Raw genomic sequence first — 25,659 nt, forward strand, 5'->3', positions numbered from 1 at the left:
TGTAATGCGTCTCGCACACACAGTAATTTCCTTAATGCTTATTGCACCATTAAGTTGGGCCGGCACCATGACCTTTCAGTTCCGCAACCCTAACTTTGGCGGCAACCCCAATAACGGGGCGTTCATGCTGAATGAAGCACAGGCACAAAATTCCTATAAAGATCCCAGCTATAAAGATGATTTCGGTGTCGAAACCCCGTCTGCGCTGGATAACTTTACCCAGGCTATTCAGTCACAAATATTAGGTGGCTTATTAACCAATATTAATACCGGCAAGCCCGGGCGGATGGTTACGAACGACTTTATTGTCGATATCGCCAATAAAGACGGGCAATTACAGCTGAATGTCACCGATCGGAAAACCGGCAAAACATCGACCATTCAGGTTTCGGGTTTGCAGTCTTCTTCAACTGACTTCTAAACAACAACGAAATAAGGACAATCATCATGCAGCGCTTTCTGATCCTTGTTGCAGTGTGCTTATTGAGCGGTTGTTTAACGGCTCCGCCCAAAGAAGCCGCTAAGCCAACACTCATGCCCCGGGCCCAAAGTTATCGCGATTTAACCCATCTGCCGATGCCAACCGGTAAGATCTTTGTCTCCGTCTACAACATTCAGGACGAGACGGGTCAGTTTAAACCTTATCCTGCCAGTAACTTCTCGACGGCAGTCCCCCAAAGCGCCACAGCCATGCTGGTCACGGCGTTAAAAGATTCACGCTGGTTTATTCCCCTGGAGCGCCAGGGATTACAGAATCTTTTAAATGAACGCAAAATTATCCGTGCCGCGCAGGAAAACGGCACCGTAGGGGTAAATAACCGCGTACCATTACAGTCGCTCACCGCCGCCAATATTATGGTGGAAGGGTCAATTATTGGCTATGAAAGCAACGTGAAATCCGGAGGCGCGGGCGCACGTTATTTTGGGATTGGCGCGGACACCCAGTACCAGCTTGACCAGATTGCCGTGAACCTGCGCGTGGTAAATGTCAGCACCGGTGAAATATTATCATCGGTTAATACCAGTAAAACGATTCTCTCGTATGAAGTTCAGGCAGGGGTATTCCGCTTCATTGATTACCAGCGTCTGCTGGAAGGTGAAATTGGCTATACCTCGAATGAGCCGGTGATGCTGTGTCTGATGTCCGCTATCGAAACGGGCGTGATCTTCCTGATTAACGATGGTATCGATCGCGGCCTGTGGGACCTGCAAAATAAAAATGAAGTGAAAAACGATATTCTGGTGAAATACCGCGATATGTCGGTGCCTCCGGAATCCTGATAATAACGCGCATACAAAAAGCGAGGCACATTAGCCTCGCTTTTTTATTTGCTCACTGCCGTCACGTTTGCTGTTCGCGCCCGCCGGGCGGCGAGCCACAATCCGCTGTTTTTCATGGCGTACCCGAATACCAGCCCCAGCATCAGGGAAGGGACAATCAGTTTCCAGTCGCCCTGCCCGGCAAAGGTGGCACAGGCGCCAATAAAGGTGCCAGGCACAAAAGAGAGCAGAAGATGTTTGGCCTGTACGCACATTAAAAAGGCGACAACGCCGGTCATGACGTAGCTTAAGATCTCCAGATGCGGCGCCAGCGCACTGCCGTGCATGATAATCAGGGCCCATGCGACCCCGCTCATCATCGTGCATCCCGAAATGAAGAACCCTTTTACGCCACCCTGCGGGCAGGCAAAATAGGCCGTACAGCCAAGGAATCCTGCCCAGCTGAGTAAACCCAGCGACACAGCAACCCATCCCCAGAGACCGGAGAGAAGACCTGTTGTGATGGCAATCGAAAGAAGTATGTTCATGGCGCGCATCTTATCAGATACGCGCCATGATAATGAGATCGCTCGCACATTATGTGCAAGCTCACTCATTACGTTGCAGAATAAGTGTGATCTAAATCACTCTTCATTCTCTTCCTGTAAATCATCCCACATGGCGGAAAGCGCTTCGCGCGTCAGCGGTGCCAGGGTTCGCCAGAAAGGCGAAGTGGCATGGGCTTCAATTTTGCCCAGGAAGGTGCCGCACCAGGGTAAAATATAATCGGCAAATAAGGTTTCCAGCGCGTCGCTTTCGTCATCCCCGGCGTTATCTTCAATCCAGGAAGCAGCCAGCAGCAAGGTACCAATATGATCGGCGGGAACGTCGGTCAATGGCATACCACGTTCCGATAAAAACGCGCGGACTTCCGCTTCCGTTGCCCCTTCCACCCACGAGGAGCGATACGGGGGGACCTTACACTCTTCGCCAATAAACAAGGCGCTATAGTCGGCCGCAATTTGCTGCATATCGCAGCTATTCTGCAGACGCTGTAGCAACTCGTCCTGCTCTAACGGCCAGTTAGCCGCGAGTTTACCTTCGCGAATCAGCGTGAAAAGCGGGACCAGCAGCGGATCCTGCGGCTGGCGATAATAAAGGGTGCCCAACACGCGGCAAAGGATTGAAAACTCGTTCATCTCTTTATTCCATTACACATTTATAATTCGGCAAATTCGCCGATTGGCGCCATGCCGCGAGACTCCAGAAAATCGAGCATGCGGCGCGGCGTAACATTCAGAATTTTATCTTCCGGGAAGCCAACGTCGTCCAGTACTTTCCGACATTCGCTAAAATCACCCAGCGTAAACGCCGTGTGTGAATCCGACCCCAGCGCCACTCTTCCTCCGGCATCCCGTACCGCGGCGGCGATGGCCCGACAGTTGGCCTCGCTGCCTTTACGCGAGTGAATAAAGGAGGAGTTGTTGATCTCCAGGGCGACGTCATATTTAGCCGCCGCCTGTGCAACCGCCTCAATATCAATAGGGAATTTCGGATTACCAGGATGGCTGATGATGTGTACATTGCCGCTGGCAATGGTCGCAATCATCGCCTGAGTATGGGTCTCTTTATCCTGCGGCGCGAAAACCGGTTCGTGGAATCCGGCAATGATGAGATCCAGCGAAGTGAGCATGGGGCCGGTACAGTCGATCTCCCCGTCCGTATTTTTAATGTTGGCTTCAATTCCGCGGAGAATGCCTACCCCATCAACCAGGCGCGGCCAGATGCGCATATTCACAAAGTGCCAGTAATGGGGTGCGTCAGCCATATCCGGACCGTGATCGGTAATAGCAAAGAGCTTAATGCCTTTACGCTTTGCTTGCGCGATGTAGTCATGGAGGGTGCTGTAGGCATGGGTACTGGCGACGGTGTGCATATGCAGGTCAACGGGATACATCTGTCTCTCCTCTTTTGTTTTACCAAAGGATAGCAGGAATGGCAGGTGAATATTAGCAAAACACAGCGGACGCCCTGCTGCCGCTACCCGGCCTGAACCCTGCCACCCGTGCACCCTCTCGTCTGTGAGAGGGCTGGGCGATGGGCTAACCCGGAACCTTAATAACCCCGCTGACGGTCAACCTGACCCGTCACCGTCTTTCCGGCTTCCAGCTGGCTTATGGTACGGGCGATATACGCCACCGCCTCCGCCGGGCGGGTCACCGCCGCGATATGCGGCGTCATGCCCACGCGTGGATGCGCCCACAGCGGACTCTCTTTCGGCAAGGGCTCACTGCTATAAACATCCAGCATTGCGCCTTTCAGCTTGCCGTTATCCAGCGCCGCCAGCAGGTCATGCTCTACCAGATGGACACCGCGCGCCAGGTTCATGACATAGCTTTCATCGTCCAGCTGATTCAGCAGTTCGCTATTGATAATGCCCACCGTTTCAGCGGTGTTCGGCAACAGGTTGATCAGCACCCGCGTGCCCTTTAAGAACGACGGCAACTCATCCTTCCCGGCAAAACTTTCAACGCCCGGATACTGCTTGCGATTTCGGCTCCAGCAGCGCAGCGGGAATCCCCACGGCGCCAGCGCTTCAGCGACTTTCGATCCCAGTACGCCCGCGCCTAAGATGCCAATGGTAAAGGATTCCCGGCTATATTCCGCCAGCGGCTCCCACTGCGACTGCTGTTTCAGCAGGTGGTAATCATCAAAGCGACGGAACCAGTGCAGCACCTGACTGACCGCATATTCCTGCATCTGCTGACCCATACCGGTGTCTTCGAGCCGGAACAGGGGAATATGTTCCGGTAACATTTCAGGATGCGCTTTCAGCTTGCTCAAAATGGAGTCCACGCCTGCCCCAAGGGCAAAAACGGCTTTCAGTTCTCGCCCCTGCAACATCTCTACCGGAGGATGCCAGACCAGCGCATAATCCGCAGGTTGATTATCTCCCCGCTTCCATTCACGTACCCGCGCCCCGGGTAACGCGGCGCTCAGCGATTTTAGCCAGTAGGCGGTGTCAAACGTCGGGTGATAGAAGATGATATCCATTAAGGCTCCTCTCTTGTGCGCAGTTTTGTTTTCATTATCAAGTGGATTGCCAGCATAACAAATTATGCCGTGCCCTGCGTTGCCGATAAAAGAGTCGCTTTCAGCACATTTAGGAATCAGGTTGCTGGAACTTTGTATAAACAGGCGAGTTAACTGCAAAAGGTGATTGACGCCCGTTCAGCTTTTCCTTACATTAGCGCCCGTCCCGACAGCGTTGGGATGACAATACGGTGAGGTGTCCGAGTGGCTGAAGGAGCACGCCTGGAAAGTGTGTATACGGCAACGTATCGAGGGTTCGAACCCCTCTCTCACCGCCATCTTTAAAGAAGAGCCCGCATGAAAATGCGGGCTTTTTTTTCGTCTGTTGTATCAGGCCCTACTCTTCCACGATGCGCGCATACTCCTCGGCCAGGAAATCCACCAGCGTTCTGACCGAGGGTAACAACCCGCGCCGGGAAGGATAGACGGCGTGGATCACCTCTCTTTGCGGCTCCCACTCGTCCAGTACACGGACAAGTTCCCCGGCGGCAAGGCGATCGCGCACCATCAGAATGGGCAGCTGAACCACCCCCACACCGGCTATCGCCGCCTCGCGTAACGCCAGCATGTCCCCTGTGACGAAACGTGGCGTAAAGTGCACCTCTGCTTTCGCGCCATCAGGCCCGGTCAGCGCCCACTTGTGAACCTGTCTGCCCACCCCCATGCTGAGCCCGGGCCAGACGCTGAGTTCAGAAGGTGCAACCGGCTGCCCCAGTCGCTTAACCAGCTGCGGGCTCGCGACCAGGCAGTGCCCCCGATCGGCCAGAACCCGCAGGACCAGATCGCTGTCATCAAACGGACGCGGGCGAACGCGAATGGCCACATCAATGCCCTCTCCAACGAGGTCCACGCGGCGGTTAGTCGCTTCAAGCTGGAGATGAATCCCCGGATAGCGGGCCATAAACCGTGCCAGCATCGGACCGACATGCACGTGCAGCAGCGCCACCGGACAGGTGACACGCACCCAGCCGCGCGGCTCTGCCTGAAGCGCGGCCACCGCCTCCTGCGCGGCGTCGGCCTCCACCAGCATGGCTTTGCAGTGGTGATAGAACGTCTGCCCGACTTCCGTCACCGCAAACTGCCGCGTGGTGCGTTGGATCAGGCGCACGCCGAGCCGCTCTTCAAGCTGTGCAATCCGCCGACTCAGGCGTGACTTGGATAAACCGCAGGCTCTTCCCGCTGCGGCAAACCCGCCATGATCCACCACCTTAACAAACCAGGCGAAGTCATTAAGATCCTGCATCTTCACTCCATTGTTCTATTTTTGGGACAGTGAGTACTGCTTTCGCTATCTACCGGATTATTAGTCACGAATATAAGCTAATACTCATCAACCGAACAACAGGAGAGAAGTATGAAACAGGTGACAGGCGTTTATACCGCCCCCCGTCCGCACTGGGTTGGCGATGGTTTTCCGGTGCGTTCACTGTTTTCTTACCAGACCCACGGAGAAGCGCTCAGCCCCTTCCTGCTTCTGGACTACGCGGGGCCACATCACTTCCCGGGCGATGGGGTGAAACGGGGTGTGGGCCAACATCCCCATCGGGGTTTTGAGACCGTTACCCTTGTCTACTCGGGCGACGTAGCGCATCGCGACTCCACCGGTCAGGGCGGCACTATCGGTCCCGGCGACGTCCAGTGGATGACTGCCGGCGCGGGGATTTTGCACGAGGAGTTTCACGCTGACGCCTTCAGCCGTCAGGGCGGCGATCTCAGGATGATTCAGCTGTGGGTCAATCTGCCCGCAAAGGACAAAATGGCCCCGCCGGGCTATCAAAGCCTGACCAAAAAGGCGATCCCCGTCATCCCCCTGCCCGATAATCAGGGTGAGATCCGGGTGATTGCCGGTCGCTACGGCGAGATTACGGGTCCGGCGCATACCTTCTCACCGCTTAACGTCTGGGATATCGCGTTGCGACAGGATGCCCATTTGACCCTGACTCAGCCCCAGGGCTGGAGCACTGCGCTGGTGGTTGTCGAAGGCGCCATAAAGGTAAATGGCACCGCTGAGGCGGGAGAAGCGCAGCTGATCGTGCTGAGCCAGAGCGGGGAAAAATTGCACCTTGAAGCCCGTCGCGACGCCAAAGTGCTGCTTTTGGCGGGCGAGCCTTTACACGAACCCATTGTCGGCTATGGCCCGTTTGTTATGAACAGTAAAAGTGAAATCGCGGAGGCAATCCGTGATTTTAATGGCGGCCAGTTTGGCCAAATGTCAGCGTAATAAAGGAGAGAACCATGTCTGCCCCTGCTAATTTTAACGGCGCACGTCCGGTGATTGATGCGAATGATGCGGTGATGCTGCTTATCGATCACCAGAGCGGCCTGTTTCAGACCGTCGGCGATATGCCGATGCCGGAACTGCGTGCCCGCGCTGCGGCGCTGGCCAAAATAGCCCGGCTTGCCAATATTCCGGTCATCACTACCGCGTCGGTGCCACAAGGTCCGAACGGTCCCTTAATTCCGGAGATCCACGCCAATGCCCCCCATGCGCAATACGTGGCGCGTAAAGGGGAAATTAATGCCTGGGATAATCCAGAGTTTGTGGCGGCGGTAAAGGCCACCGGGCGTCGGACGCTGATTATCGCGGGCACCATCACCAGCGTCTGCATGGCATTTCCTTCTGTCAGCGCCGTCGCCGATGGCTATAAAGTGTTTGCGGTCATTGACGCCTCGGGTACCTACAGCAAAATGGCGCAGGAAATTACCCTGGCCCGTGTGGTACAGGCAGGCGTTGTACCGATGGATACGGCTGCGGTTGCCTCGGAAATCCAGCGTAGCTGGAATCGCGCCGATGCGGCGGAGTGGGCCGACGTTTATACCCATATTTTCCCGGCGTATCAGTTATTGATCGAAAGTTACGGCAAAGCGCAGGAGGTCGTGAAGAACAACGAAGTGCTCGATTCACAGCGCTAAACCGTTCTTCATGGCGGTGAACGTCTGGTGGGTGATTATTGCTTAACCGAACAGGCGTGTAGCGTTAAAATCTGCTTGACCGCTTTCGCGCAACTCCCTATAGTAGCGCCCCGTTGCCCCCTACGCGGTCAGGCAGCAAAACAATACGGTGAGGTGTCCGAGTGGCTGAAGGAGCACGCCTGGAAAGTGTGTATACGGCAACGTATCGAGGGTTCGAACCCCTCTCTCACCGCCATCTTCAAAGAAGAGCCCGCATGAAAATGCGGGCTTTTTTTTCGTCCTTTTTTCATTCATCCCCCTATGCCGCTCTTATACTCACTGTCAAAAGTCATAAAGGAAATACGCTAACCGGCCGATATTCCCGCGACCCCATGTCATTTTTTATAAGGAGAACTCATGGACGCATTTTTCCAGAGCCAGACCGTCAAGATCATCACAATAGCCCTGGTAGCGATCGCCTTCGTTATCAGTTTGTATGTGAACAAAAAAGTGAACAGCCAGCTTGCGGGATCCGTCAGAGCTCAGCATGCCAAACTGGCGAAAGATGCGTGGGTAAAGACGATTCTGCTTTTTGGCGGTTCTGTGGCAGCCGGGCTGGTCGCTTTTTTTCACGGCGGATTTGATAAAGCCCTGTCTCAGGCCTTTTTTGGTTTATGTCTGTTTACCGCGATTGGCTCGCTTTGGACCATTAAGAAAACCAACGCGGCTATTGAAGAGGCGAAACAGCTTTCGCTCGAGGGAAAAAGAAAAGGGCGTATTGAAGATGTTCAACGACTCAATAATGAGAAAGCCGTTTATAACACGTGCCTCAGCTTAGCGGTGGGTTTACCAGGCTTTATTTTTGTTGCCTTCTTTTTCGAAAAATACCCCTTCCCCTGGCTGTGGTTTGCGGCCTTTCTTTGCACCGGCTTTGGTATTTTATCGGCAAGATGGAGCGAGGCCGCCAATCAGGCGATTGCTAAATATGCTTCCGATCCGAAGCACGGCGTCTAAACAAAAAACAAAGCCCGGTTTCCCGGGCCTTGATGGCGGCAATGAATCAGTAGTAGGCGTTCAACGCTCGCTGGCAGAGTGCCGAACGAACACAGTCGTCTTTGGTGAAACGCACCACGCCAACCATATCGTCTTCAACGAAACGTGACATGGCATCGCTCAGGCCAGACTTGACCCCCGACGGCAGATCGCACTGGGTAATATCCCCATTTACAATCACGGTCACGTTTTCCCCGAGGCGCGTTAAAAACATCTTCATTTGCGCAGCAGTCACATTCTGAGCCTCGTCGAGAATGACAACCGCATTTTCAAATGTACGTCCGCGCATATAGGCGAACGGCGCGATTTCTACCTTGCCAATCTCCGGGCGCAGGCAGTACTGCATAAAAGAAGCGCCCAGTCGTTTCACCAGCACGTCGTACACCGGTCTGAAATAGGGGGCAAACTTCTCTGAGATATCGCCGGGCAAGAAGCCGAGATCTTCATCAGCCTGCAATACCGGACGGGTGACAATGATCCTGTCCACATCCTTATGGATCAGCGCCTCTGCCGCTTTGGCAGCACTTATCCACGTTTTCCCGCATCCGGCTTCACCGGTTGCGAAGATCAGCTGTTTACTCTCGATAGCATTCAGGTAGTGCGCCTGAGCTTCATTGCGCGCTGCGACTGGAGAATTATCACGGCTGTCCCGCGCCATGCCAATTGCTTCTACGCCACTCATCTGCACAAGCGAGGTGACCGATTCTTCTTCACGCTGTTTATGGCTTCGTGAATCCCGTCTCAGCACACGTTTTGCTTCACGACGAGCTTTGATCACTGCTTTTTGTCTTCCCATGGATAGCACCTTGAGTTGTTGGAATTCATCACACGCACCCCTCTTCGGGACGCGATCATGCAAACGAACATCTGCGGGTTGGCTTCCTTCTAAGCCATTGCTTGCCTTTTTGGATGACGAAACAGAACAGCTATGCACGCCGTTCGGCCCGTCGGGAACGTCAGGTTTTTGAGTCAAAGGGGAGAATTCAGTGGTGAAGAAATCGCTGCCGGAGTCAGAGCCTCCGCGCTGGGTGGTGCGGTTATGACGTTTCTTATGTCCAGTACAGGACCCAACCATTCGCGATCTCCATTGTGATAAGCATCACTGCCGGGAACTACCGCTGTCATAAAGTAAGTACATCAGGAATTATCATAAATGCAACATTTATTTTACCTGAGCGCAACTTTAACAGGCGTCCCTCGGCTGAAAATCAGTGTCATACAGGAATATTACAGAAATATAACAGAGGGATAGCCAGACAAAAAAATAATATCCCCGCGAACTATCGCGAGGATAATTTTTACGCTTCAAAAAGCCCCTGAGCGAGGAAATCACCCGGTTTACGTACGCCCGGTACGGCAAAGAAGTAGCCGCCACCGATGGGCTTAACATACTCTTCCAGCGCTTCGCCGTTCAGCCGTTTCTGCACGGCCAGGAAGCCTTTTTCCAGATCGTGCTGATAGCAGACAAACAGCAGCCCCATGTCCAGCTGGCCGGAATTCGTCACCCCCAGCGAATAACTGTATCCGCGACGCATCATCAGGCTCGACTGGGTTTCCGGCGTACGCGGGTTCGCCAGACGAATATGGCTGTCCAGCGCGATCGTCTCCCCGTCGGGATCGCTGGCATAATCCGGCACATCATGCTCGTGCTTCATGCCCAGCGGCGCGCCGCTTTGCTTATCACGACCAAAAATGGTCTGCTGCTCTTTCAGCGGGGTTCTGTCCCAAAACTCGACGTGAAACTGAATGATCCGCACGGCCTGGTAGGTGCCGCCCAGCGTCCAGGCCGGTTCGCCCTGGTCAGCGGTGGTCCAGACCACGTTTTTCATTAATGCGGCATCACGGCTGTCCGGATTGGCGGTGCCATCTTTAAAGCCGAGCAGGTTTACCGGCGTCTCCTTGCCCTGGCTGCGCGCCGCGTGATCGGAGATAAACCCTTCCCGCTTCCAGCGAACGCTCAGTAAATCCGGCGTGTGCTTGATAATATCCCGCAGCGTATGGATCACCGTATCCTGAGTGTTAGCGCAAATCTGCAGCAGAATATCGCCATGGCACAGCGCCGCGTCCAGCGAGTCATTCGGGAAACGGGTCATTTTTTGCAGCGTTTTCGGCTTCTGTTTTTCCAGACCGTAACGGGCATCAAATAACGACGCCCCAACGGAAAGGGTCACCGTCAGGTTGTCCGGGGAAATGTACGAGCCGAGGATGCCGGAGTCCATCGGTGGCATCCGCGGATTCGGCGTATCAGGCGCCGGGCCGCCGGTGGTGAGAAAGGCAATACGCTGGGTCAGCAGGCGAAACAGACGTTCCAGCTCTGCTTTGTCGCTGGCCAGCGAATCGAACGCCACCACCATCATGGCGGCCTGCTGGGGGGTTAAGATCCCTGCCTGATGCTCACCGTAAAACGGCTGCGTCTCCATACGGGCATTGGGCGACAGGGTTCCCGGCGCGCTTTGCGGTTTTGCCGCATGCGCCACCGGGCATCCCCCCGCGAGGGCGAGCGCGCCGCCAAGCGCCCCCACCCCTTTCAGTAAACGACGTCGTGAAGGCTCAGCAACGTCATAATCATCATGCTTATTCATCGATCGTTAATCCAGGCCGAGAACGCCACGCAGCTGCGCTAAATCTTCTGCCAGCGTCGTAATCGGGCCTTTCAGCGCGTTACGATCGGCATCGGTCAGCTTGTCATAGGTTTCGTAACCCTCTTTGGTACGGTACTTCGCCAGAATAGTGGTCACTTTTTTGAAGTTGGCATCCACTTTTGCCAGCAGTTCGCTATTGTCTTTCTGCAGCTGCGGACGCAGCAGATCCACAATCTTCTGTGCGCCTTCGACGTTAGCCTGGAAGTCCCACAGGTCGGTGTGGCTGTAGCGATCTTCTTCACCGCTGATCTTACTGGCAGCGACTTCTTCAATCAGCCCGGCAGCGCCACCCACCACTTTTGACGGCGGGAAGGCCAGTTCACTGATGCGTTTTTGCAACTCAAGCACATCGCTGTTCAGCTGGTCGGCATATTTTTCCATCCCTTTGGTGGAGTTATCGCCAAACAGCGCTTTTTCCAGACGGTGGAAGCCGGTAAATTTCGGGTCGGCGGCTTTTTGCTCGTAATCATCTTCACGGGCGTCGATGCTGCCATCCAGATCGGAGAACAGCTCTGCAATCGGTTCAATACGCTCGTAGTGCTGACGCGTTGGCGCATACAGGGATTTTGCTTTATCGATATCGCCCGCTTTCACCGCGTCGGTAAAGGCTTTGGTCCCGGTGACCAGATCGGCAGTCTCTTTGGTGACGTAGGCTTTATAGGCGGTGATGGCGTCACCCAGGCTTAATAATGCTGCGCCCTTCGCGGCATCGCCCGTGGCTTCCCCTTTCACGATCAGTTTCCCTTTCGGGTTGGTCAGCAGGCCGCAGGTCATGTCATATTCGCCCGGCTGCAGGTTAGCGGTCATTTTCTGGCTAAAGCCAGGCGCGATGTTTTCGCGCTCTTCCACCACCATTACGCCTTTCAGGATCTCCCACTCCAGCGCCTTCTGACTGTGGTTTTGAATAATAAACTGTGTTTTGCCGCTGTTCACCGTGATGGTCATCGGTTCACACTGTTTATCATTTACGGTCACCTTAACCTGAGGGATATCCGCAGCCTGTACGGAAAAAGCAGACGCAAACAGCGCCGCTACACCCACCTGTAACGCACTACGACGAAATTGAATTGTCATGACTCTTCCCTATAAAAAGTATGTTGTCACACTACAGATTGCACGTCAGGGCGCCGTACGCGACGGCTGAGCGCTGGGGCGCGATGGCATAAAGAACAGCGCCAGCGCCGGAATCAGATAAATAAAGTACATCGCCACTTCGCTGACGCTTGGGGTTTCCTGATAGCCGAAAATCCCTTCAAGTAAGGTCCCGGTCAGCGAGTGGGTGGAGAGAACATTACTGAGGTCGAAGGCGACGTCCTGGAAATGGTTCCACAGACCCGCCTCGTGGAAAGCCCGGATAGCCCCTGCCGCCAGCCCGGCGGCCACCAGCAGAATGAACAAACTTGTCCATTTGAAAAATGCGCCCAGATTCAGGCGAATACCGCCCCAGTAGAGCATAAAACCGAGAACCACGGCGGTAGCCAGACCCAGCACTGCGCCCAGCGGCGGCCAGATACCCACGTCCTGCTGGAACGCCGCCAGCAGGAAGAAGACCGACTCCAGCCCTTCACGCGCCACGGCAAAGAAGACCATCAAAATCAACGCCCAGCCGTGGTGGTTACCTTTTTGCAGGGCATTATCCACCGCCTGCTCAAGCTGCACCTTCACGTTACGTGACACCTTGCGCATCCAGAACACCATCCAGGTGAGGATCACCACCGCAATGACCGCCACGATGCCTTCGAAGAGCTCCTGCTCTTTCTGCGGAAACTCGCCGGTCGTTTCGTTAATCAGGATACCCAGGCCCAGGCAAAGCGCGGCGGCAAGCAGCACGCCAACCCACATTACGCCAATCCAGCGCCCGCGCTGGGTACGCTTTAAATAGCTGGCGATCAGGCTGACGATTAAGGCCGCTTCAAGGCCTTCACGTAACATAATGAGAAATGGAACAAACATGCCGACACCTTAAATGTTAATCGCGGTCAACTGATGCAAAGAAAGGTAAATTCTTGTGATAGTGATTATCATTACGGCAAGAAGAAACACAAGCAAAATGTGTTACGTTTTGATGAGCAGATGTAAACCCCTCGCGCGGTAATAGTTGCATACGTAATTGATATGTTTATAACGTATAACGTAAATGCCCGTTTACGCTGATGCACGGCTATGGCTAAATAGGCGCTTTGCAAACCAACTGAATAAAACTATGTATAACGTTGTCCATTTCCTGCTGGCAGTGGTGATTATTCTCGCCCTGGCCTGGCTGGTCAGTTTTGACCGCCGAAAAGTTCGTCTGCGTTTTGTTTTACAGCTCCTTGTCATCGAAATGGCTCTGGCCTTCTTTTTCCTTCATGCGGAAAGCGGCCTGTCAGTCATTAAATATGTGTCCGGCTTCTTTGAATCACTGCTTAAATTCGCCGCAGAAGGCACTAACTTTGTCTTTGGTGGCATGGCAGAAAAAGGATTAGCATTTATATTCCTTGGCGTACTCTGCCCAATCATCTTTATCTCAGCGCTGATTGGTATTCTGCAGCACTGGCGTATCCTGCCCATTTTTATTCGCGTCATCGGAACCCTGCTGTCAAAACTGAATGGCATGGGCAAGCTGGAATCCTTTAATGCGGTCAGTTCGCTGATTCTCGGCCAGTCGGAAAACTTCATTGCTTACAAAGGCGTGCTTGGCGAGCTCTCTTCGCGTCGCCTGTTCACTATGGCGGCAACGGCGATGTCGACGGTCTCGCTGTCAATCGTCGGGGCCTATATGACGATGCTTGACGCCCGTTACGTTGTCGCGGCGCTCATTCTCAATATGTTCAGCACCTTTATTATTCTGTCGGTCATCAACCCTGCCCGCCCGGAAGCGGAACCTGAGATCAAACTGGAAAAACTGCATGAGTCGCAGAGTTTCTTTGAGATGCTCGGGGAATATATTCTGGCCGGCTTTAAAGTCGCGATGATTATTTTGGCGATGCTGATTGGCTTTATTGCCATTATTAGCGCCGTTAACGCGCTCTTCTCTACCTTGTTTGGTATGAGCTTCCAGCAGATCCTCGGCTACGTTTTCTATCCGCTGGCATGGTTGATTGGCATTCCGCTGAGCGATGCATTACATGCGGGCAGCATTATGGCGACCAAGCTGGTTGCCAATGAATTCGTCGCGATGATCGAGCTGCAAAAAATAGCCGGTCAGATGACGCCGCGCGGCCTGGGCATTCTGTCCGTGTTCCTGGTTTCGTTTGCCAACTTTGCCTCGATTGGCATCGTGGCGGGCGCCATTAAGGGGCTGAACGAAAAGCAGGGCAACGTCGTCTCTCGCTTTGGTTTGCGACTGGTGTATGGCGCAACGCTGGTCAGCCTGCTCTCTGCAAGCTTTGCGGGGCTGGTGCTGTAACCTCTGGCGTGCTCCGCCTGCACGGCTGTACTGAAGGCCGGGTAAGCGGAGCACAACCCGGCACGAAAAATCAGAACTGCACGCAGACCGGCTGGTCGACACGCATGACTGACTCCTGCGCAAAGCGTGATTTATAGATCCCGCGAAGCGCCTCGATATTCTTCTCGCTCTCAGCATTCTTTGTGTGAATCAGCATCAGCGCCTTGCTCGGCTCACGCGCCACAGTGCCGTCATTTCCCAGCCATTGTCCGCGCGCTTCAAATACCGTTAAGCCGTCACGAAACCGCGGCGTCACATCCCGATCGACAAACTGCTGCCACTCCTGGCCGGTGATCTGTGCCCCTGCGGGACGGTTCAGGCCAAAAAAGAGGGTCGTTTGCTGCATCTGGTTTTCAGCTTTACAGGTGGCGTCAGGCGCGGTGTGCGAGGGTGCCGTACAGCCTGCCAGCATGAAGAGTGTGGCGGCCATCAGCCCTGTTTTGATTGTCATTTTTCGCTATCCTCATTGTTTTAAGCACAGCGATATGAGCGTAAAAAAAGTACTTTGGCAAGCAATTCCCCTCTCCGGACAGAGAGGGGAAAGGAAGAGAGGTTTATTCGGCCTGCATTTTTGATGGTGCCGCCGTATGGTAATGCGCATCCGCCTCGGCGAAGCGTTTTTGCATGGACGCAGACGGCGCTTTATCCATCAGGCTAAACAGGACGATCCCCAGGCTGCCAAAGATAAAGCCCGGGATGATTTCATACAGTCCCAGCCAGGCGAACTGTTTCCAGACGATAACCGTCACCGCACCGATGATCATCCCTGCCAGCGCGCCATTACGCGTCATACGGGACCACAGTACAGAGAAGAGCACCACCGGCCCAAAGGCAGCACCGAAGCCTGCCCAGGCGTAGCTGACCAGTCCCAGCACGCGGTTATCCGGGTTTGCGGCAAGCGCAATAGAGACCAGCGCCACCACCAGCACCATAAAGCGGCCAACCCAGACCAGCTCTTTCTGGCTAGCGCCTTTACGCAGGAAAGCTTTGTACAGATCTTCGGTGATTGCGCTGGAACAGACCAGCAGCTGGCAGCTCAGCGTGGACATCACTGCCGCCAGAATAGCGGACAGCAGGATACCGGCAATCCACGGGTTGAAGAGGATCTGCGCCAGCTCGATAAACACGCGCTCGGCGTTCTGATTTACCGCTCCCGCCAGGGCCGGGTTATCGGAGAAGAAAGCGATCCCGAAGAAACCCACGGCACAGGCACCGGCAAGACAGAGGATCATCCAGGTCATGCTGATACGGCGGGCATGCACGATAGTGTGGTGAGAATCTGCCGCCATGAAACGCGCCAGAATATGCGGCTGGCCAAAGTAGCCCAGGCCCCAGCCCATCAGTGAGACAATCGCGACAAAGTTAAGACCTTTCAGCATGTCGACGTTTTCGATGCTCTTTTGCTTGATCACTTCCAGCGAATCGCCAAACCCGCCCACGGTAATAATGACAATCACCGGGGTAAGGATCAGCGCAAAAATCATCAGGCTCGCCTGCACGGTATCCGTCCAGCTTACCGCCAGGAATCCGCCCACGAAGGTATAAATAATCGTCGCGGCCGCACCGGCCCACAGCGCCGTTTCATAGCTCATGCCGAAGGTGCTTTCAAACAGTCGCGCCCCTGCCACAATGCCGGAAGCACAGTAGATAGTGAAGAACAGCAGAATGACCAGCGCCGAGATAATGCGCAGAATGCGGCTGTTATCTTCGAAGCGACCGGTAAAGTAGTCCGGCAGCGTCAGCGCGTTGTTATTGACCTCGGTGTGGACGCGCAGTCGACCTGCCACCAGTTTCCAGTTAATCCAGGCACCCAGCGTCAGGCCAATTGCGATCCAGCTTTCTGAAATCCCGGAGATGAAAATTGCGCCTGGCAATCCCATTAATAGCCAGCCGCTCATATCGGATGCACCCGCCGACAGCGCGGTGACGAATGGGCCTAAGCTGCGCCCGCCAAGAATGTAGTCATCAAAGTTCTTGGTTGAACGCCATGCCAAAAACCCTATCAGGATCATGCCAAATATATAAACGAAAAATGTCACCAGCATCGGTGTGCTAATCGCCATTTAAACTCTCCAAAATTATCGAGCGACAACCATCCGGGTTGCCTTGTTATTTGATCACCGGAACGTGGTGACGTTATGTGTGTTTCTGCTGGGCGGGCGTATCCTGCCGTATACGCTCCCCTTTCACAAACGATTTAACACTGCATTTACATCAAATTCATCCCTGGTTTTATAGGTCTTTCCTATAGGTTGCACTCGCTCACGTTTTTGCGGGTTGCACCTTTTAAAAGTGTTAAGTGCCGCATGAAATCTGGCCTGAGAGAGAAATTCGCCCTGCCGTTTCTGGCTAACTAATCGTTAACAATCCATTCATTTTTCAGCTTGCAGTCCAGGTCACACTTAACACGGTTGCACAAAGTTGCAACATGATGGATATTTCTCGCTAACGAACGAAACTGAATAATGAACAACAGGAGTTTTGGCATGGCAACGACCACCATGGGCGTTAAGCTTGACGATGCGACCCGCGAACGGATTAGAAACGCCGCCTCGCGCATTGACCGCACACCGCACTGGCTTATTAAGCAGGCCATCTTTAATTATCTGGAAAGACTGGAAAACGAAGAGGGCTTGCCGGAACTCCCTGCCCTGCTGACGGGCACCGCGAATGAAAGCGACGAGATCACCACGGTTATCGAGGAAAATCATCAGCCGTTCCTCGATTTCGCAGAACATATTTTGCCGCAGTCGGTGAGCCGCGCGGCCATTACCGCGGCCTGGCGTCGGGCAGAAACCGATGCCGTGCCTATGCTCCTTGAGCAGGCCCGTCTGCCGGAGCCGATTGCTGAGCAGGCGCATAAGCTTGCCTGGCAGCTGGCAGATAAACTACGTCATCAAAAAACAGCCTCAGGCCGCGCCGGAATGGTGCAGAGCCTGCTTCAGGAATTTTCGCTCTCCTCGCAGGAAGGCGTGGCACTGATGTGCCTGGCCGAAGCGCTGCTGCGTATTCCCGATAAAGCTACCCGTGACGCGCTGATCCGCGACAAAATCAGCAATGGAAACTGGCAGTCGCACATTGGCCGCAGCCCGTCTCTGTTTGTGAATGCCGCGACCTGGGGTCTGCTCTTTACCGGCAGGCTGGTGTCGACGCACAACGAAGCCAGCCTTTCCCGCTCCCTGAGCCGTATTATTGGCAAAGGCGGCGAACCGCTGATCCGCAAAGGCGTGGATATGGCGATGCGCCTGATGGGCGAACAATTTGTGACCGGCGAGACCATCGCCGAAGCGCTGGCAAACGCCCGCAAGCTTGAAGACAAAGGGTTCCGCTACTCGTACGACATGCTGGGGGAAGCGGCCTTAACCGCCACCGACGCACAGGCCTATATGGTTTCTTATCAGCAGGCCATCCACGCCATTGGTAAAGCCTCGAACGGCCGCGGGATTTATGAAGGCCCGGGTATTTCTATTAAGCTGTCGGCTTTGCACCCGCGCTATAGCCGCGCACAGTACGACCGCGTGATGGACGAACTCTATCCGCGCCTGAAATCCCTCACCCTTCTGGCGCGTCAGTATGATATCGGGATCAACATCGATGCCGAAGAGGCCGACCGACTGGAGATCTCTCTCGATCTGTTGGAAAAACTCTGCTTCGAGCCAGAGCTGGCGGGCTGGAACGGGATCGGCTTTGTTATCCAGGCGTACATGAAGCGCTGTCCGTTCGTTATCGACTCGCTGATCGACCTGGCCTCCCGCAGCCGTCGCCGTCTGATGATCCGACTGGTGAAAGGCGCGTACTGGGACAGCGAAATTAAACGCGCTCAGATGGAAGGTCTGGAAGGTTATCCGGTCTATACCCGTAAGGTCTACACCGACGTCTCATACCTTGCCTGCGCGAAAAAACTGCTGGCGGTCCCTAATCTTATCTACCCACAGTTCGCCACCCATAACGCCCACACGCTGGCCGCGATTTACAGCCTCGCCGGACAGAACTATTACCCGGGTCAATACGAATTCCAGTGTCTGCATGGCATGGGCGAACCTCTGTACGAACAGGTCACCGGTAAAGTGGCTGAGGGCAAGCTGAACCGCCCTTGTCGTATTTATGCCCCGGTAGGCACCCACGAAACGCTGCTGGCCTATCTGGTGCGCCGTCTGCTGGAGAACGGTGCGAACACCTCCTTCGTCAACCGCATTGCGGACAACACCCTGCCGCTGGATGAACTGGTTGCAGATCCCGTGCAGGCCGTGGAAAAACTGGCGGCACAGGAAGGTCAGATCGGTCTGCCACATCCGAAAATTCCTCTGCCGCGTGCGCTGTACGGCAGCGACCGCGTCAACTCAGCGGGTCTGGATCTGGCGAACGAACATCGTCTGGCCTCCCTCTCCTCTGCCCTGCTGAACAGCGCCCTGCAAAAATGGCAGGCCAAACCAATGCTGGAGCATCCGGTTGAGGCAGGCGAAATGGAGCCGGTGATTAACCCGGCAGAGCCAAAAGACATTGTTGGTTACGTGCGTGAAGCCAGCGAGAGCGAGGTCGAGCAGGCCCTTGAAAGTGCGGTGAATAACGCGCCGATCTGGTTTGCCACCCCGCCGCAGGAGCGCGCCGCCATTCTGGAACGCGCGGCGATTCTGATGGAAGATCAGATGCAACAGCTGATCGGAATCCTGGTTCGTGAAGCCGGGAAAACCTTCAGCAACGCGATTGCTGAAGTGCGCGAAGCGGTCGACTTCCTGCATTATTACGCCGGTCAGGTTCGTCACGATTTTGATAACGAGACTCACCGCCCGCTCGGGCCTGTTGTCTGTATCAGCCCGTGGAACTTCCCGCTGGCCATTTTCACCGGACAAATTGCAGCCGCCCTGGCCGCAGGCAACAGCGTACTGGCGAAACCTGCTGAGCAGACGCCGCTGATTGCAGCCCAGGGGATCGCCATCCTGCTTGAAGCAGGTGTTCCTGCGGGCGTGGTCCAGCTGCTGCCGGGCCGTGGGGAAACGGTAGGGGCGAAGCTGACGGGTGATAACCGCGTACGCGGCGTCATGTTTACCGGCTCTACCGAGGTCGCCACGCTGTTACAGCGCAACATTGCCACCCGCCTGGATCCACAGGGACGTCCGACGCCGCTGATTGCCGAAACCGGCGGAATGAATGCCATGATTGTCGACTCCTCTGCGTTGACAGAACAGGTGGTCGTGGATGTGCTGGCCTCCGCCTTCGACAGCGCGGGTCAACGCTGCTCCGCCCTGCGCGTGCTTTGCCTGCAGGACGATATCGCCGATCACACGCTGAAAATGCTGCGCGGCGCGATGGCAGAGTGCCGGATGGGCAACCCTGGTCGCCTTACTACCGACATCGGTCCGGTGATAGACGCCGAGGCGAAAGCCAATATTGAACAGCATATTCAAACCATGCGCGCGAAAGGCCGTCCGGTCTTCCAGGCCGTGCGTGAAAACAGCGAAGATGCCCGCGAATGGAACAGCGGCACCTTTGTGGCGCCAACGCTGATTGAGCTCAACAGCTTCGATGAGCTGAAAAAAGAGGTGTTCGGCCCGGTACTGCACGTGGTGCGCTACAACCGCAACAACCTGGGCGCGCTGGTCGATAACATCAACGCCTCCGGCTACGGCCTGACGCTCGGCGTACATACCCGTATCGACGAAACCATCGCCCAGGTCACGGGCAGTGCGAAGGTCGGTAACCTGTACGTCAACCGTAACATGGTGGGTGCCGTGGTCGGCGTGCAGCCGTTCGGCGGCGAAGGCTTGTCGGGCACCGGTCCGAAAGCGGGTGGCCCGCTCTATCTTTATCGTCTGCTGGCTCATCGTCCGGAGAATGCTTTAGCGATGACCCTGGCTCGTCAGGATGCGGAACAGCCGGTCGATGCACAGCTGAAAACGCTGATCGCTCAGCCGCTGGACGCGCTGGCAAAATGGGCGGAGAAACGTCCGGATCTGCTTGCGCTGTGTCAGCAGTATGGAGAGCAGGCTCAGGCCGGCACGCAACGTCTGCTGCCGGGTCCGACGGGCGAACGCAATACCTGGACCCTGATGCCACGCGAGCGCGTATTGTGCATGGCAGATAACGAACAGGATGCGCTGATCCAGCTGGCTGCCGCGATGGCAACAGGTTGTGAGGTGTTGTGGGCTGAGGATGGCCTGCATCGCGATCTGGCTAAACAGTTGCCAAAAGAGGTGACCTCGCGGATCCATTTCGCCAAGCCGGATGTGTTAACGACCCAGCGTTACGACGCCGTGATTTATCACGGGGACTCCGATCAGCTGCGGGAACTGTGCGAACAGGTTGCGGCCCGTGAAGGGGCAATTGTCTCGGTTCAGGGCTTCGCCCGGGGTGAAACCAACCTGCTGCTGGAGCGGCTTTATGTTGAACACTCGCTTAGCGTCAATACCGCTGCGGCAGGCGGAAACGCCAGCCTGATGACAATCGGCTAACGCTATGATAATAAGGCTCCGGTAACGGGGCCTTTTTTTATTGGGTGAGAACATGAAATATGTAGTGATTGCCGGGGCAGCCTTGCTGCTCAGCACCAGTGCGCTGGCGGACGAATGTGCTAACGCCAGCACGCAGACAGAACTGAATACCTGTACCGCACAGCAGTATCAGAGCGCGGATCAGAAACTGAATCAGACCTGGCAGGCGGTACTGAAACGCGCCGCCGTACCGCAGCGCGATCTGTTGAAAAAAGCCCAACAGGCGTGGATAGCCCTGCGCGACGCAGACTGTGCCTTTGCCGCATCGGGCACCGAGGGCGGCAGTATCCAGCCTATGATTGCAAACCAGTGCATGACCGAGAAAACCGTCGAGCGTGAAGCGTACCTTGCGTCACTGATGCAGTGTGAGGAAGGCGATTTAAGCTGCCCGCTTCCGCCGGGCAATTAACGCAGGCGGATCCCTTCGATAATCATCCGCTGAACGTTGTCCACCGCACTCTGGAAAAACGCCTCGTCCTGAAGCGTTTTTCCGGTCACCGCTTCAACCTGACTGGCGAAATCCGCATAGTGTTGCGTCGAGGCCCAAATCATAAAAATAAGGTGATGAGGGTCAACGGGGGCCAGCTTGCCGCTTGCTACCCAGCCCGCAATAATCGCCGACTTGTCTTCGATCAGCTGCTTTAAATCACCGCTCAGTTCAGCCTGCAAAAGCGGCGCGCCTTGCAACATCTCCATGCAGAAGAGCTTTGACGCCTGCGGATAATCCCGCGATACCTCAAGCTTGAGCCGGATGTACTCTTTAATCGCCACCAGCGGCGCGAACTCTTCCCGGAACGCCTTTAGCGGCGCGAGCCAGATATCCAGAATTTGCTGTAGCACGGCGACGTAGAGCGCCTCTTTGGACGGGTAATAGTAGAGCAGGTTGGTTTTCGATACCCCGGACAGCTCCGCGACCTGTTCCAGACGCGTGCCATGAATGCCAAATTGCGAAAAGGTGTCCAGGGCAGCGCGCAAAATGGCCTGCTTTTTTGCGCTTACCGCGCGAGAACGTTTTCCGGGGGTGGGTACGATAGTGTGCGTCATGCGCCCTCTCCTTGCTGCTTTTGCGCCTCTCGCCGACGCTTTTTAAGCTTTAGCTCGCTAACCAGCACGCCAATGATAATGAACGCCGCACCGACCAGCGCGAGCATGGGCAATCGCTCTCCCGCCAGGCGACCAAAAATACCGGCCCAGACCGGCTCGCCCGTATAGATAACCGTGGCGCGCGTGGGTGAGACGCTCCGCTGCGCCCAGTTCATGGTGACCTGGATGATAGCGCTGAAAATGCCTAACCCAAGGGCGACGATAATCAACCCCGACGACATGGGTGGCACGCGCTCACCTGCAGGCACCATGGCGGCAAAGGCCACCAGCGACGCGGTGGTCAGTTGTACGACGGTCACGCGCTTGACGTCGACCTCTCCAGCCCAGGCGCTGATCAGAATTATTTCAGCCGCGATGGCTACGGCGCCAATCAGGGTGATGATCTCGCCGGGTCCCATCGCCAGTAGGTTATCACCCGGGCCTGCCAGTAAAACCAGCCCGGTAAAGGCCAGAACAATCCCGATGCAGGACATCAGGCCCGGCATTCTGCCGAGGCAGAGCCACTGAAGAAGCGGCACCAGAGGCACATACATGGCGGTAATAAACGCCGATTTGCTGCTGGGAATGGTCTGTAATCCCCAGGTTTGCAGGCTGTAGCCCATGGCAATGGCTATGCCAATCGCCACCCCGGCAAACAACTCTTTACGGGTTAATCCCTTGAGCGTTTTGAATGAAATCAAGGCCACCGCCAGCGCGGCCGTGGCGAAACGCAGTCCGACGAAGAAAAAGGGATCGCTCAGCGTGACGGCATATTGAACAGCGAGGAAGGTTCCGCCCCAGAACATGGTGATCAAAATCAGGAGCGCTTCCTGAGGCTTAATGGAGAAGGTATAGCGTGATGCAGACATGGGATACCAGAGAAAAAAGGGATTCCCCTAGTGTGCGTTGCATCGCAGGACAGTTCAATGTGGCAGATACAAAAAACCGCCGGGAGACCCGGCGGCTGGGGGGATTTCAGGCGTTACGCGCTGAAACGGGCAGTCAGCACCTTAATTCTTGCTGCTACCGTGGCTGTTTTTGCCCCCTTTTTTGCCAGCTTCTGATGCTCTTTGCGGGTCATTTTTGAAATTACCCCCGCTCTGCTGGCCACCTTTACGACCTGCTTCTGATGCTCTGTCACGGTCTTCAGCGAAATTACCTGAGCCACCACGATGGTTTGCCATCTCTAACCTCCAGAGTGTTAAACATTAGACATCATACTGCATACGGTCAAAGAGGATTCTTTCACCTGACGACGCCGGGCATGTGCCGCTGTCTGCGTCGTGTGAAAGTAAGCTTAGTGAAACGAGGGCATCCCGCCAGTGAACGGTAATATTCTGCAACAGGAAATCACCCGTTCGCATGAGATTTTCCGCGCTTCATTCATAAGCCACTCTTATACTTCGAAAAAAACGGACCGGGCAAAATGTTTCATTTTGCTACAAAGGCCAGACGCGACTATTTTGTTATAAATCAATTAAATGGCCCGAAAAGTTGCAGTCTGGCTGTGAAGACATATCTTTAAATGAACGCAGCGATTCGCTGTCAGAACATACACAACGAGGAGTAACGCAAGATGGCTAAAGTTCTGGTGCTCTATTATTCCATGTACGGACACATCGAAACCATGGCTCACGCTGTAGCGGAAGGCGCAAATAAGGTCGACGGCGTAGAAGTGGTTGTAAAACGCGTACCGGAAACGATGAATGCGGAAGCGTTCCTGAAAGCGGGCGGCAAAACGCAGAACGCGCCACAGGCGACGCCGCAGGAGCTGGCCGATTACGACGCGATTATCCTCGGCACCCCAACGCGTTTTGGCAATATGTCGGGTCAGATGCGGACCTTCCTGGATCAAACGGGCGGCCTGTGGGCTTCCGGTGCCCTGTACGGCAAACTCGCCAGCGTATTCAGCTCAACCGGCACCGGCGGTGGGCAGGAACAGACGATCACCTCCACCTGGACAACCCTCGCCCATCATGGGATGGTGATAGTGCCTATCGGCTACGGTGCGCAAGAATTATTTGATGTTTCACAGGTGCGTGGCGGCACGCCTTATGGCGCAACGACCATTGCCGGCGGTGACGGATCGCGTCAACCCAGCCAGGAAGAGCTGGCAATTGCTCGCTATCAGGGTGAACACGTCGCGAAGCTCGCCAAAAAACTGAACGGCTAACCTTAAAAGGAGGCATGCATGCCAACTCAAGAATCGAAAGCTCATCACGTAGGGGAATGGGCAAGCTTACGTAATACTTCGCCAGAAATTGCCGAAGCCATTTTTGAACTCGCCAACTATGACGAAAAGCTGGCTGAAAAAATCTGGGAAGAAGGCAGTGACGAAGTGCTGCCTCTGGCCTTCAGCAAAACGGACAAAGACTCGCTGTTCTGGGGCGAGCAAACCATCGAACGTAAAAACGTCTAAACGAATCCCCCGCCGAAGCGGGGGTTTTTCTTATTTCGCCGCGTTATTCATGACCGTATTGAACTGGTCTACGGGACAGAATCCGTTGGTGTCGACAGGGCAACCTTTCAGTTCCAGCGTGACGCGCTGTGCCGGGGATTTCAGCGATAACACGTCGGCATTACGCAGTTGCTCCGAGCTCTGATAGACATACTCGATTTTCATCAGATCGCGGTTGGCATTTTTGTCATGCCAGCGCTGGAAGACAATTTTACCGCCAATCGGCGTACGTTCGTGCTGGTCATGCAGCTGGTATGGCTTAAACTCCAGTGCCGTCAGCAGAGAGGCAATGTTAGAATCGTGTCCTGCCAGCAGGGTGATTTTTGCCGCTTTGCTCTGGTCCGTGACTAAGGCCTTATCAATGTATTTCACTAAGGGTTTCGCCACGTTTTGCGCTACTTCCGTCGAGGTAAATAGCGAGTCCTGATAACCATTTTTCAGCTTCGACAAGACGCGCCATTGCTGATCGGTTTTGATTTCTCCCCAGGCCACCTGGTCCATCGGGAAGCCTTCGTAATATTGCAGCGTAAAAGCATCCACCAGCGAATTACCCACTTTCAGCGGGCCAGATACCCCAGGCTCTTTCTCGTAATCCGCCGTGAAGGTATCTTTCGCCTGCGTTAAATCGCACACCTTCTTCTCTTTACAGGACGGCGAATCGGTGTAATTCGTCATCTTTTCCAGCAGCTTATAGCTATCGTTAAGCTGCAGTTTCTGCCGTTCCGTCTCCATGGCTTTCAGCGCTTTTTCACGGAACTCTGGGGAGTTGTCGGTGATCACCGGGTTAAAGGTGGGATCCATGGTGCCCATTTTTTCCTGATGATGGACAGGAATATCACAGCCCGGGAAGGCCCCGGTGATAAAGAATTGCGCGGTGGCAACGGTGCGTTGCAGGCTGTTTGCGTACGCATAAACGGCCTCAGGTGGCGGACACTCTCCCGTCGTGACCATCCCTTGCTCGGCCAGCCATTCACGCATGTAATGGCCCATATAGACCTCAAGGATACCGCCCTTGGTGGTTAACTGCCCGCCGGGCACTTCCCATTCGGGCCATTTATTTGGGGTGGATTGTTCCAGCACACTGCCGTTATTGCCCAGCGGCGCACGCAGGTTGTGGCGACTCATGATTAATACCTGCTGTAACTGGTATCCCTCTGGCGCGGGCTGCGCCTGTACGCCCGATACCATCGTGACACTTCCCGCCACGGCCAGAGCCAGTATTGCTTTTCTCATCCTTCGTCCCTCGTGTTGTTATTGTTAAAA

At 55.0% G+C, this 25,659-nt stretch carries 25 protein-coding genes and 2 tRNA genes; 12 read left to right on the forward strand and 15 right to left on the reverse strand.

Features of this window, described 5'->3' with window-relative positions:
* The first annotated feature begins 4 nt into the window (after window positions 1-4).
* Window positions 5-421: a curli production assembly/transport protein CsgF gene (gene csgF / locus LZP96_RS01895; protein ID WP_064325643.1), complete on the forward strand. Its 417-nt coding sequence runs from the start codon at window positions 5-7 to the stop codon at window positions 419-421.
* Between the two features lie 26 nt (window positions 422-447).
* Entirely contained in the window at window positions 448-1,281 is an 834-nt protein-coding gene (csgG, locus tag LZP96_RS01900; RefSeq protein WP_064325642.1) for a curli production assembly/transport protein CsgG, read from the forward strand.
* A 44-nt stretch (window positions 1,282-1,325) separates the two neighbouring features.
* Here csgG and LZP96_RS01905 read toward each other — a convergent pair whose 3' ends face one another.
* The 4 genes from LZP96_RS01905 to ghrA form a co-directional block, all read right to left on the reverse strand.
* Window positions 1,326-1,808: a DUF1097 domain-containing protein gene (locus tag LZP96_RS01905; RefSeq protein ID WP_232462961.1), complete on the reverse strand. Its 483-nt coding sequence runs from the start codon at window positions 1,806-1,808 to the stop codon at window positions 1,326-1,328.
* A 96-nt stretch (window positions 1,809-1,904) separates the two neighbouring features.
* A complete protein-coding gene (locus LZP96_RS01910; protein WP_064325640.1) occupies window positions 1,905-2,459 on the reverse strand; it encodes a TorD/DmsD family molecular chaperone in 555 nt (184 codons plus the stop codon).
* 20 nt (window positions 2,460-2,479) lie between these two features.
* On the reverse strand, window positions 2,480-3,217 hold the full coding sequence (locus LZP96_RS01915; protein ID WP_064325639.1) for a phosphatase: 738 nt from the start codon (window positions 3,215-3,217) through the stop codon (window positions 2,480-2,482).
* A 158-nt stretch (window positions 3,218-3,375) separates the two neighbouring features.
* Window positions 3,376-4,314 (reverse strand): glyoxylate/hydroxypyruvate reductase GhrA, encoded by a 939-nt coding sequence (ghrA, locus tag LZP96_RS01920; RefSeq protein ID WP_064325638.1) that lies wholly within the window; start codon window positions 4,312-4,314, stop codon window positions 3,376-3,378.
* 229 nt (window positions 4,315-4,543) lie between these two features.
* Between ghrA and LZP96_RS01925 the strand changes: the two genes are divergently transcribed.
* A tRNA-Ser gene (locus LZP96_RS01925) sits at window positions 4,544-4,631 on the forward strand.
* Window positions 4,632-4,690: 59 nt separating this feature from the next.
* Here the strand turns inward: LZP96_RS01925 and LZP96_RS01930 are convergent.
* Window positions 4,691-5,596, reverse strand: coding sequence for a LysR family transcriptional regulator (locus LZP96_RS01930; RefSeq protein ID WP_258925672.1), 906 nt, complete (start codon window positions 5,594-5,596; stop codon window positions 4,691-4,693).
* A 111-nt stretch (window positions 5,597-5,707) separates the two neighbouring features.
* Here LZP96_RS01930 and LZP96_RS01935 point away from each other — a divergent pair, with 111 nt between their 5' ends.
* The 4 genes from LZP96_RS01935 (at window position 5,708) to LZP96_RS01950 (ending at window position 8,259) form a co-directional block, all read left to right on the forward strand.
* Window positions 5,708-6,574 (forward strand): pirin family protein, encoded by an 867-nt coding sequence (locus LZP96_RS01935; protein WP_064325637.1) that lies wholly within the window; start codon window positions 5,708-5,710, stop codon window positions 6,572-6,574.
* Window positions 6,575-6,588: 14 nt separating this feature from the next.
* Complete coding sequence (locus tag LZP96_RS01940; RefSeq protein ID WP_064325636.1) at window positions 6,589-7,266, forward strand: isochorismatase family protein; 678 nt, start codon at window positions 6,589-6,591, stop codon at window positions 7,264-7,266.
* Window positions 7,267-7,413: 147 nt separating this feature from the next.
* Window positions 7,414-7,501, forward strand: a tRNA-Ser gene (locus tag LZP96_RS01945).
* Between the two features lie 161 nt (window positions 7,502-7,662).
* Complete coding sequence (locus LZP96_RS01950; protein ID WP_064325635.1) at window positions 7,663-8,259, forward strand: hypothetical protein; 597 nt, start codon at window positions 7,663-7,665, stop codon at window positions 8,257-8,259.
* Between the two features lie 46 nt (window positions 8,260-8,305).
* On the opposite strand, the gene phoH is transcribed toward LZP96_RS01950, so the two are convergent.
* The 4 genes from phoH to efeU all read right to left on the reverse strand — a co-directional run bounded on the left by phoH (window position 8,306) and on the right by efeU (window position 12,893).
* Window positions 8,306-9,094: a phosphate starvation-inducible protein PhoH gene (gene phoH / locus LZP96_RS01955; RefSeq protein WP_198324759.1), complete on the reverse strand. Its 789-nt coding sequence runs from the start codon at window positions 9,092-9,094 to the stop codon at window positions 8,306-8,308.
* A gap of 502 nt (window positions 9,095-9,596) precedes the next feature.
* Window positions 9,597-10,880, reverse strand: coding sequence for an iron uptake transporter deferrochelatase/peroxidase subunit (efeB, locus tag LZP96_RS01960; protein WP_064325633.1), 1,284 nt, complete (start codon window positions 10,878-10,880; stop codon window positions 9,597-9,599).
* A 6-nt stretch (window positions 10,881-10,886) separates the two neighbouring features.
* The gene (gene efeO / locus LZP96_RS01965; RefSeq protein ID WP_064325632.1) at window positions 10,887-12,014 is read right to left on the reverse strand and encodes an iron uptake system protein EfeO; all 1,128 of its coding nucleotides are present in this window, start codon (window positions 12,012-12,014) and stop codon (window positions 10,887-10,889) included.
* A gap of 45 nt (window positions 12,015-12,059) precedes the next feature.
* The gene (gene efeU / locus LZP96_RS01970) at window positions 12,060-12,893 is read right to left on the reverse strand and encodes an iron uptake transporter permease EfeU (protein ID WP_064325631.1); all 834 of its coding nucleotides are present in this window, start codon (window positions 12,891-12,893) and stop codon (window positions 12,060-12,062) included.
* 250 nt (window positions 12,894-13,143) lie between these two features.
* On the opposite strand from efeU, the gene LZP96_RS01975 reads away from it, so the two are divergent.
* On the forward strand, window positions 13,144-14,328 hold the full coding sequence (locus LZP96_RS01975) for a NupC/NupG family nucleoside CNT transporter (protein WP_064325630.1): 1,185 nt from the start codon (window positions 13,144-13,146) through the stop codon (window positions 14,326-14,328).
* 70 nt (window positions 14,329-14,398) lie between these two features.
* On the opposite strand, the gene LZP96_RS01980 is transcribed toward LZP96_RS01975, so the two are convergent.
* The gene (locus LZP96_RS01980; RefSeq protein WP_064325629.1) at window positions 14,399-14,818 is read right to left on the reverse strand and encodes a DUF3574 domain-containing protein; all 420 of its coding nucleotides are present in this window, start codon (window positions 14,816-14,818) and stop codon (window positions 14,399-14,401) included.
* A 103-nt stretch (window positions 14,819-14,921) separates the two neighbouring features.
* The gene (gene putP, locus LZP96_RS01985) at window positions 14,922-16,430 is read right to left on the reverse strand and encodes a sodium/proline symporter PutP (protein ID WP_064325628.1); all 1,509 of its coding nucleotides are present in this window, start codon (window positions 16,428-16,430) and stop codon (window positions 14,922-14,924) included.
* 423 nt (window positions 16,431-16,853) lie between these two features.
* On the opposite strand from putP, the gene putA reads away from it, so the two are divergent.
* Together putA and LZP96_RS01995 are read left to right on the forward strand one after the other, a co-directional pair.
* A complete protein-coding gene (gene putA / locus LZP96_RS01990; protein WP_064325627.1) occupies window positions 16,854-20,816 on the forward strand; it encodes a trifunctional transcriptional regulator/proline dehydrogenase/L-glutamate gamma-semialdehyde dehydrogenase in 3,963 nt (1,320 codons plus the stop codon).
* A 52-nt stretch (window positions 20,817-20,868) separates the two neighbouring features.
* On the forward strand, window positions 20,869-21,264 hold the full coding sequence (locus LZP96_RS01995) for a lysozyme inhibitor LprI family protein (protein ID WP_064325626.1): 396 nt from the start codon (window positions 20,869-20,871) through the stop codon (window positions 21,262-21,264).
* On the opposite strand, the gene rutR is transcribed toward LZP96_RS01995, so the two are convergent.
* The 3 genes from rutR to LZP96_RS02010 all read right to left on the reverse strand — a co-directional run bounded on the left by rutR (window position 21,261) and on the right by LZP96_RS02010 (window position 23,122).
* Window positions 21,261-21,899 (reverse strand): HTH-type transcriptional regulator RutR, encoded by a 639-nt coding sequence (gene rutR, locus LZP96_RS02000; RefSeq protein WP_064325625.1) that lies wholly within the window; start codon window positions 21,897-21,899, stop codon window positions 21,261-21,263. The two genes, LZP96_RS01995 and rutR, sit on opposite strands and share 4 nt — an antisense overlap.
* Window positions 21,896-22,807 (reverse strand): DMT family transporter, encoded by a 912-nt coding sequence (locus LZP96_RS02005; RefSeq protein WP_064325624.1) that lies wholly within the window; start codon window positions 22,805-22,807, stop codon window positions 21,896-21,898. Before LZP96_RS02005 ends, rutR begins: the two co-directional genes overlap by 4 nt.
* Window positions 22,808-22,948: 141 nt before the next feature.
* A complete protein-coding gene (locus LZP96_RS02010) occupies window positions 22,949-23,122 on the reverse strand; it encodes a con-10 family general stress protein (RefSeq protein WP_064325623.1) in 174 nt (57 codons plus the stop codon).
* A gap of 392 nt (window positions 23,123-23,514) precedes the next feature.
* On the opposite strand from LZP96_RS02010, the gene wrbA reads away from it, so the two are divergent.
* Together wrbA and LZP96_RS02020 are read left to right on the forward strand one after the other, a co-directional pair.
* Window positions 23,515-24,111 (forward strand): NAD(P)H:quinone oxidoreductase, encoded by a 597-nt coding sequence (wrbA, locus tag LZP96_RS02015; protein ID WP_064325622.1) that lies wholly within the window; start codon window positions 23,515-23,517, stop codon window positions 24,109-24,111.
* A gap of 18 nt (window positions 24,112-24,129) precedes the next feature.
* Window positions 24,130-24,357 (forward strand): YccJ family protein, encoded by a 228-nt coding sequence (locus LZP96_RS02020; RefSeq protein ID WP_064325621.1) that lies wholly within the window; start codon window positions 24,130-24,132, stop codon window positions 24,355-24,357.
* A gap of 30 nt (window positions 24,358-24,387) precedes the next feature.
* Here LZP96_RS02020 and agp read toward each other — a convergent pair whose 3' ends face one another.
* Entirely contained in the window at window positions 24,388-25,629 is a 1,242-nt protein-coding gene (gene agp / locus LZP96_RS02025; RefSeq protein ID WP_064325620.1) for a bifunctional glucose-1-phosphatase/inositol phosphatase, read from the reverse strand.
* Between the last annotated feature and the right edge of the window lie 30 nt (window positions 25,630-25,659).

Source organism: Huaxiibacter chinensis (genome assembly GCF_022171985.1).
GTDB classification, from domain to species: domain Bacteria; phylum Pseudomonadota; class Gammaproteobacteria; order Enterobacterales; family Enterobacteriaceae; genus Enterobacter; species Enterobacter chinensis_A.

Coding starts and splice junctions, on each gene's coding strand:
- LZP96_RS02010 (WP_064325623.1), bottom strand. CDS start 23,122: ATGGCAAACCATCGTGGTGGCTCAGGTAATTTCGCTGAAGACCGTGAC.
- efeO (WP_064325632.1), bottom strand. CDS start 12,014: ATGACAATTCAATTTCGTCGTAGTGCGTTACAGGTGGGTGTAGCGGCG.
- rutR (WP_064325625.1), bottom strand. CDS start 21,899: ATGACGCACACTATCGTACCCACCCCCGGAAAACGTTCTCGCGCGGTA.
- LZP96_RS01935 (WP_064325637.1), top strand. CDS start 5,708: ATGAAACAGGTGACAGGCGTTTATACCGCCCCCCGTCCGCACTGGGTT.
- phoH (WP_198324759.1), bottom strand. CDS start 9,094: ATGGGAAGACAAAAAGCAGTGATCAAAGCTCGTCGTGAAGCAAAACGT.
- efeB (WP_064325633.1), bottom strand. CDS start 10,880: ATGAATAAGCATGATGATTATGACGTTGCTGAGCCTTCACGACGTCGT.
- ghrA (WP_064325638.1), bottom strand. CDS start 4,314: ATGGATATCATCTTCTATCACCCGACGTTTGACACCGCCTACTGGCTA.
- csgG (WP_064325642.1), top strand. CDS start 448: ATGCAGCGCTTTCTGATCCTTGTTGCAGTGTGCTTATTGAGCGGTTGT.
- LZP96_RS01995 (WP_064325626.1), top strand. CDS start 20,869: ATGAAATATGTAGTGATTGCCGGGGCAGCCTTGCTGCTCAGCACCAGT.
- LZP96_RS01915 (WP_064325639.1), bottom strand. CDS start 3,217: ATGTATCCCGTTGACCTGCATATGCACACCGTCGCCAGTACCCATGCC.
- wrbA (WP_064325622.1), top strand. CDS start 23,515: ATGGCTAAAGTTCTGGTGCTCTATTATTCCATGTACGGACACATCGAA.
- LZP96_RS01975 (WP_064325630.1), top strand. CDS start 13,144: ATGTATAACGTTGTCCATTTCCTGCTGGCAGTGGTGATTATTCTCGCC.
- putA (WP_064325627.1), top strand. CDS start 16,854: ATGGCAACGACCACCATGGGCGTTAAGCTTGACGATGCGACCCGCGAA.
- LZP96_RS01910 (WP_064325640.1), bottom strand. CDS start 2,459: ATGAACGAGTTTTCAATCCTTTGCCGCGTGTTGGGCACCCTTTATTAT.
- LZP96_RS01940 (WP_064325636.1), top strand. CDS start 6,589: ATGTCTGCCCCTGCTAATTTTAACGGCGCACGTCCGGTGATTGATGCG.
- LZP96_RS01930 (WP_258925672.1), bottom strand. CDS start 5,596: ATGCAGGATCTTAATGACTTCGCCTGGTTTGTTAAGGTGGTGGATCAT.
- LZP96_RS01950 (WP_064325635.1), top strand. CDS start 7,663: ATGGACGCATTTTTCCAGAGCCAGACCGTCAAGATCATCACAATAGCC.
- LZP96_RS02005 (WP_064325624.1), bottom strand. CDS start 22,807: ATGTCTGCATCACGCTATACCTTCTCCATTAAGCCTCAGGAAGCGCTC.
- putP (WP_064325628.1), bottom strand. CDS start 16,430: ATGGCGATTAGCACACCGATGCTGGTGACATTTTTCGTTTATATATTT.
- LZP96_RS02020 (WP_064325621.1), top strand. CDS start 24,130: ATGCCAACTCAAGAATCGAAAGCTCATCACGTAGGGGAATGGGCAAGC.
- efeU (WP_064325631.1), bottom strand. CDS start 12,893: ATGTTTGTTCCATTTCTCATTATGTTACGTGAAGGCCTTGAAGCGGCC.
- agp (WP_064325620.1), bottom strand. CDS start 25,629: ATGAGAAAAGCAATACTGGCTCTGGCCGTGGCGGGAAGTGTCACGATG.
- LZP96_RS01980 (WP_064325629.1), bottom strand. CDS start 14,818: ATGACAATCAAAACAGGGCTGATGGCCGCCACACTCTTCATGCTGGCA.
- LZP96_RS01905 (WP_232462961.1), bottom strand. CDS start 1,808: ATGAACATACTTCTTTCGATTGCCATCACAACAGGTCTTCTCTCCGGT.
- csgF (WP_064325643.1), top strand. CDS start 5: ATGCGTCTCGCACACACAGTAATTTCCTTAATGCTTATTGCACCATTA.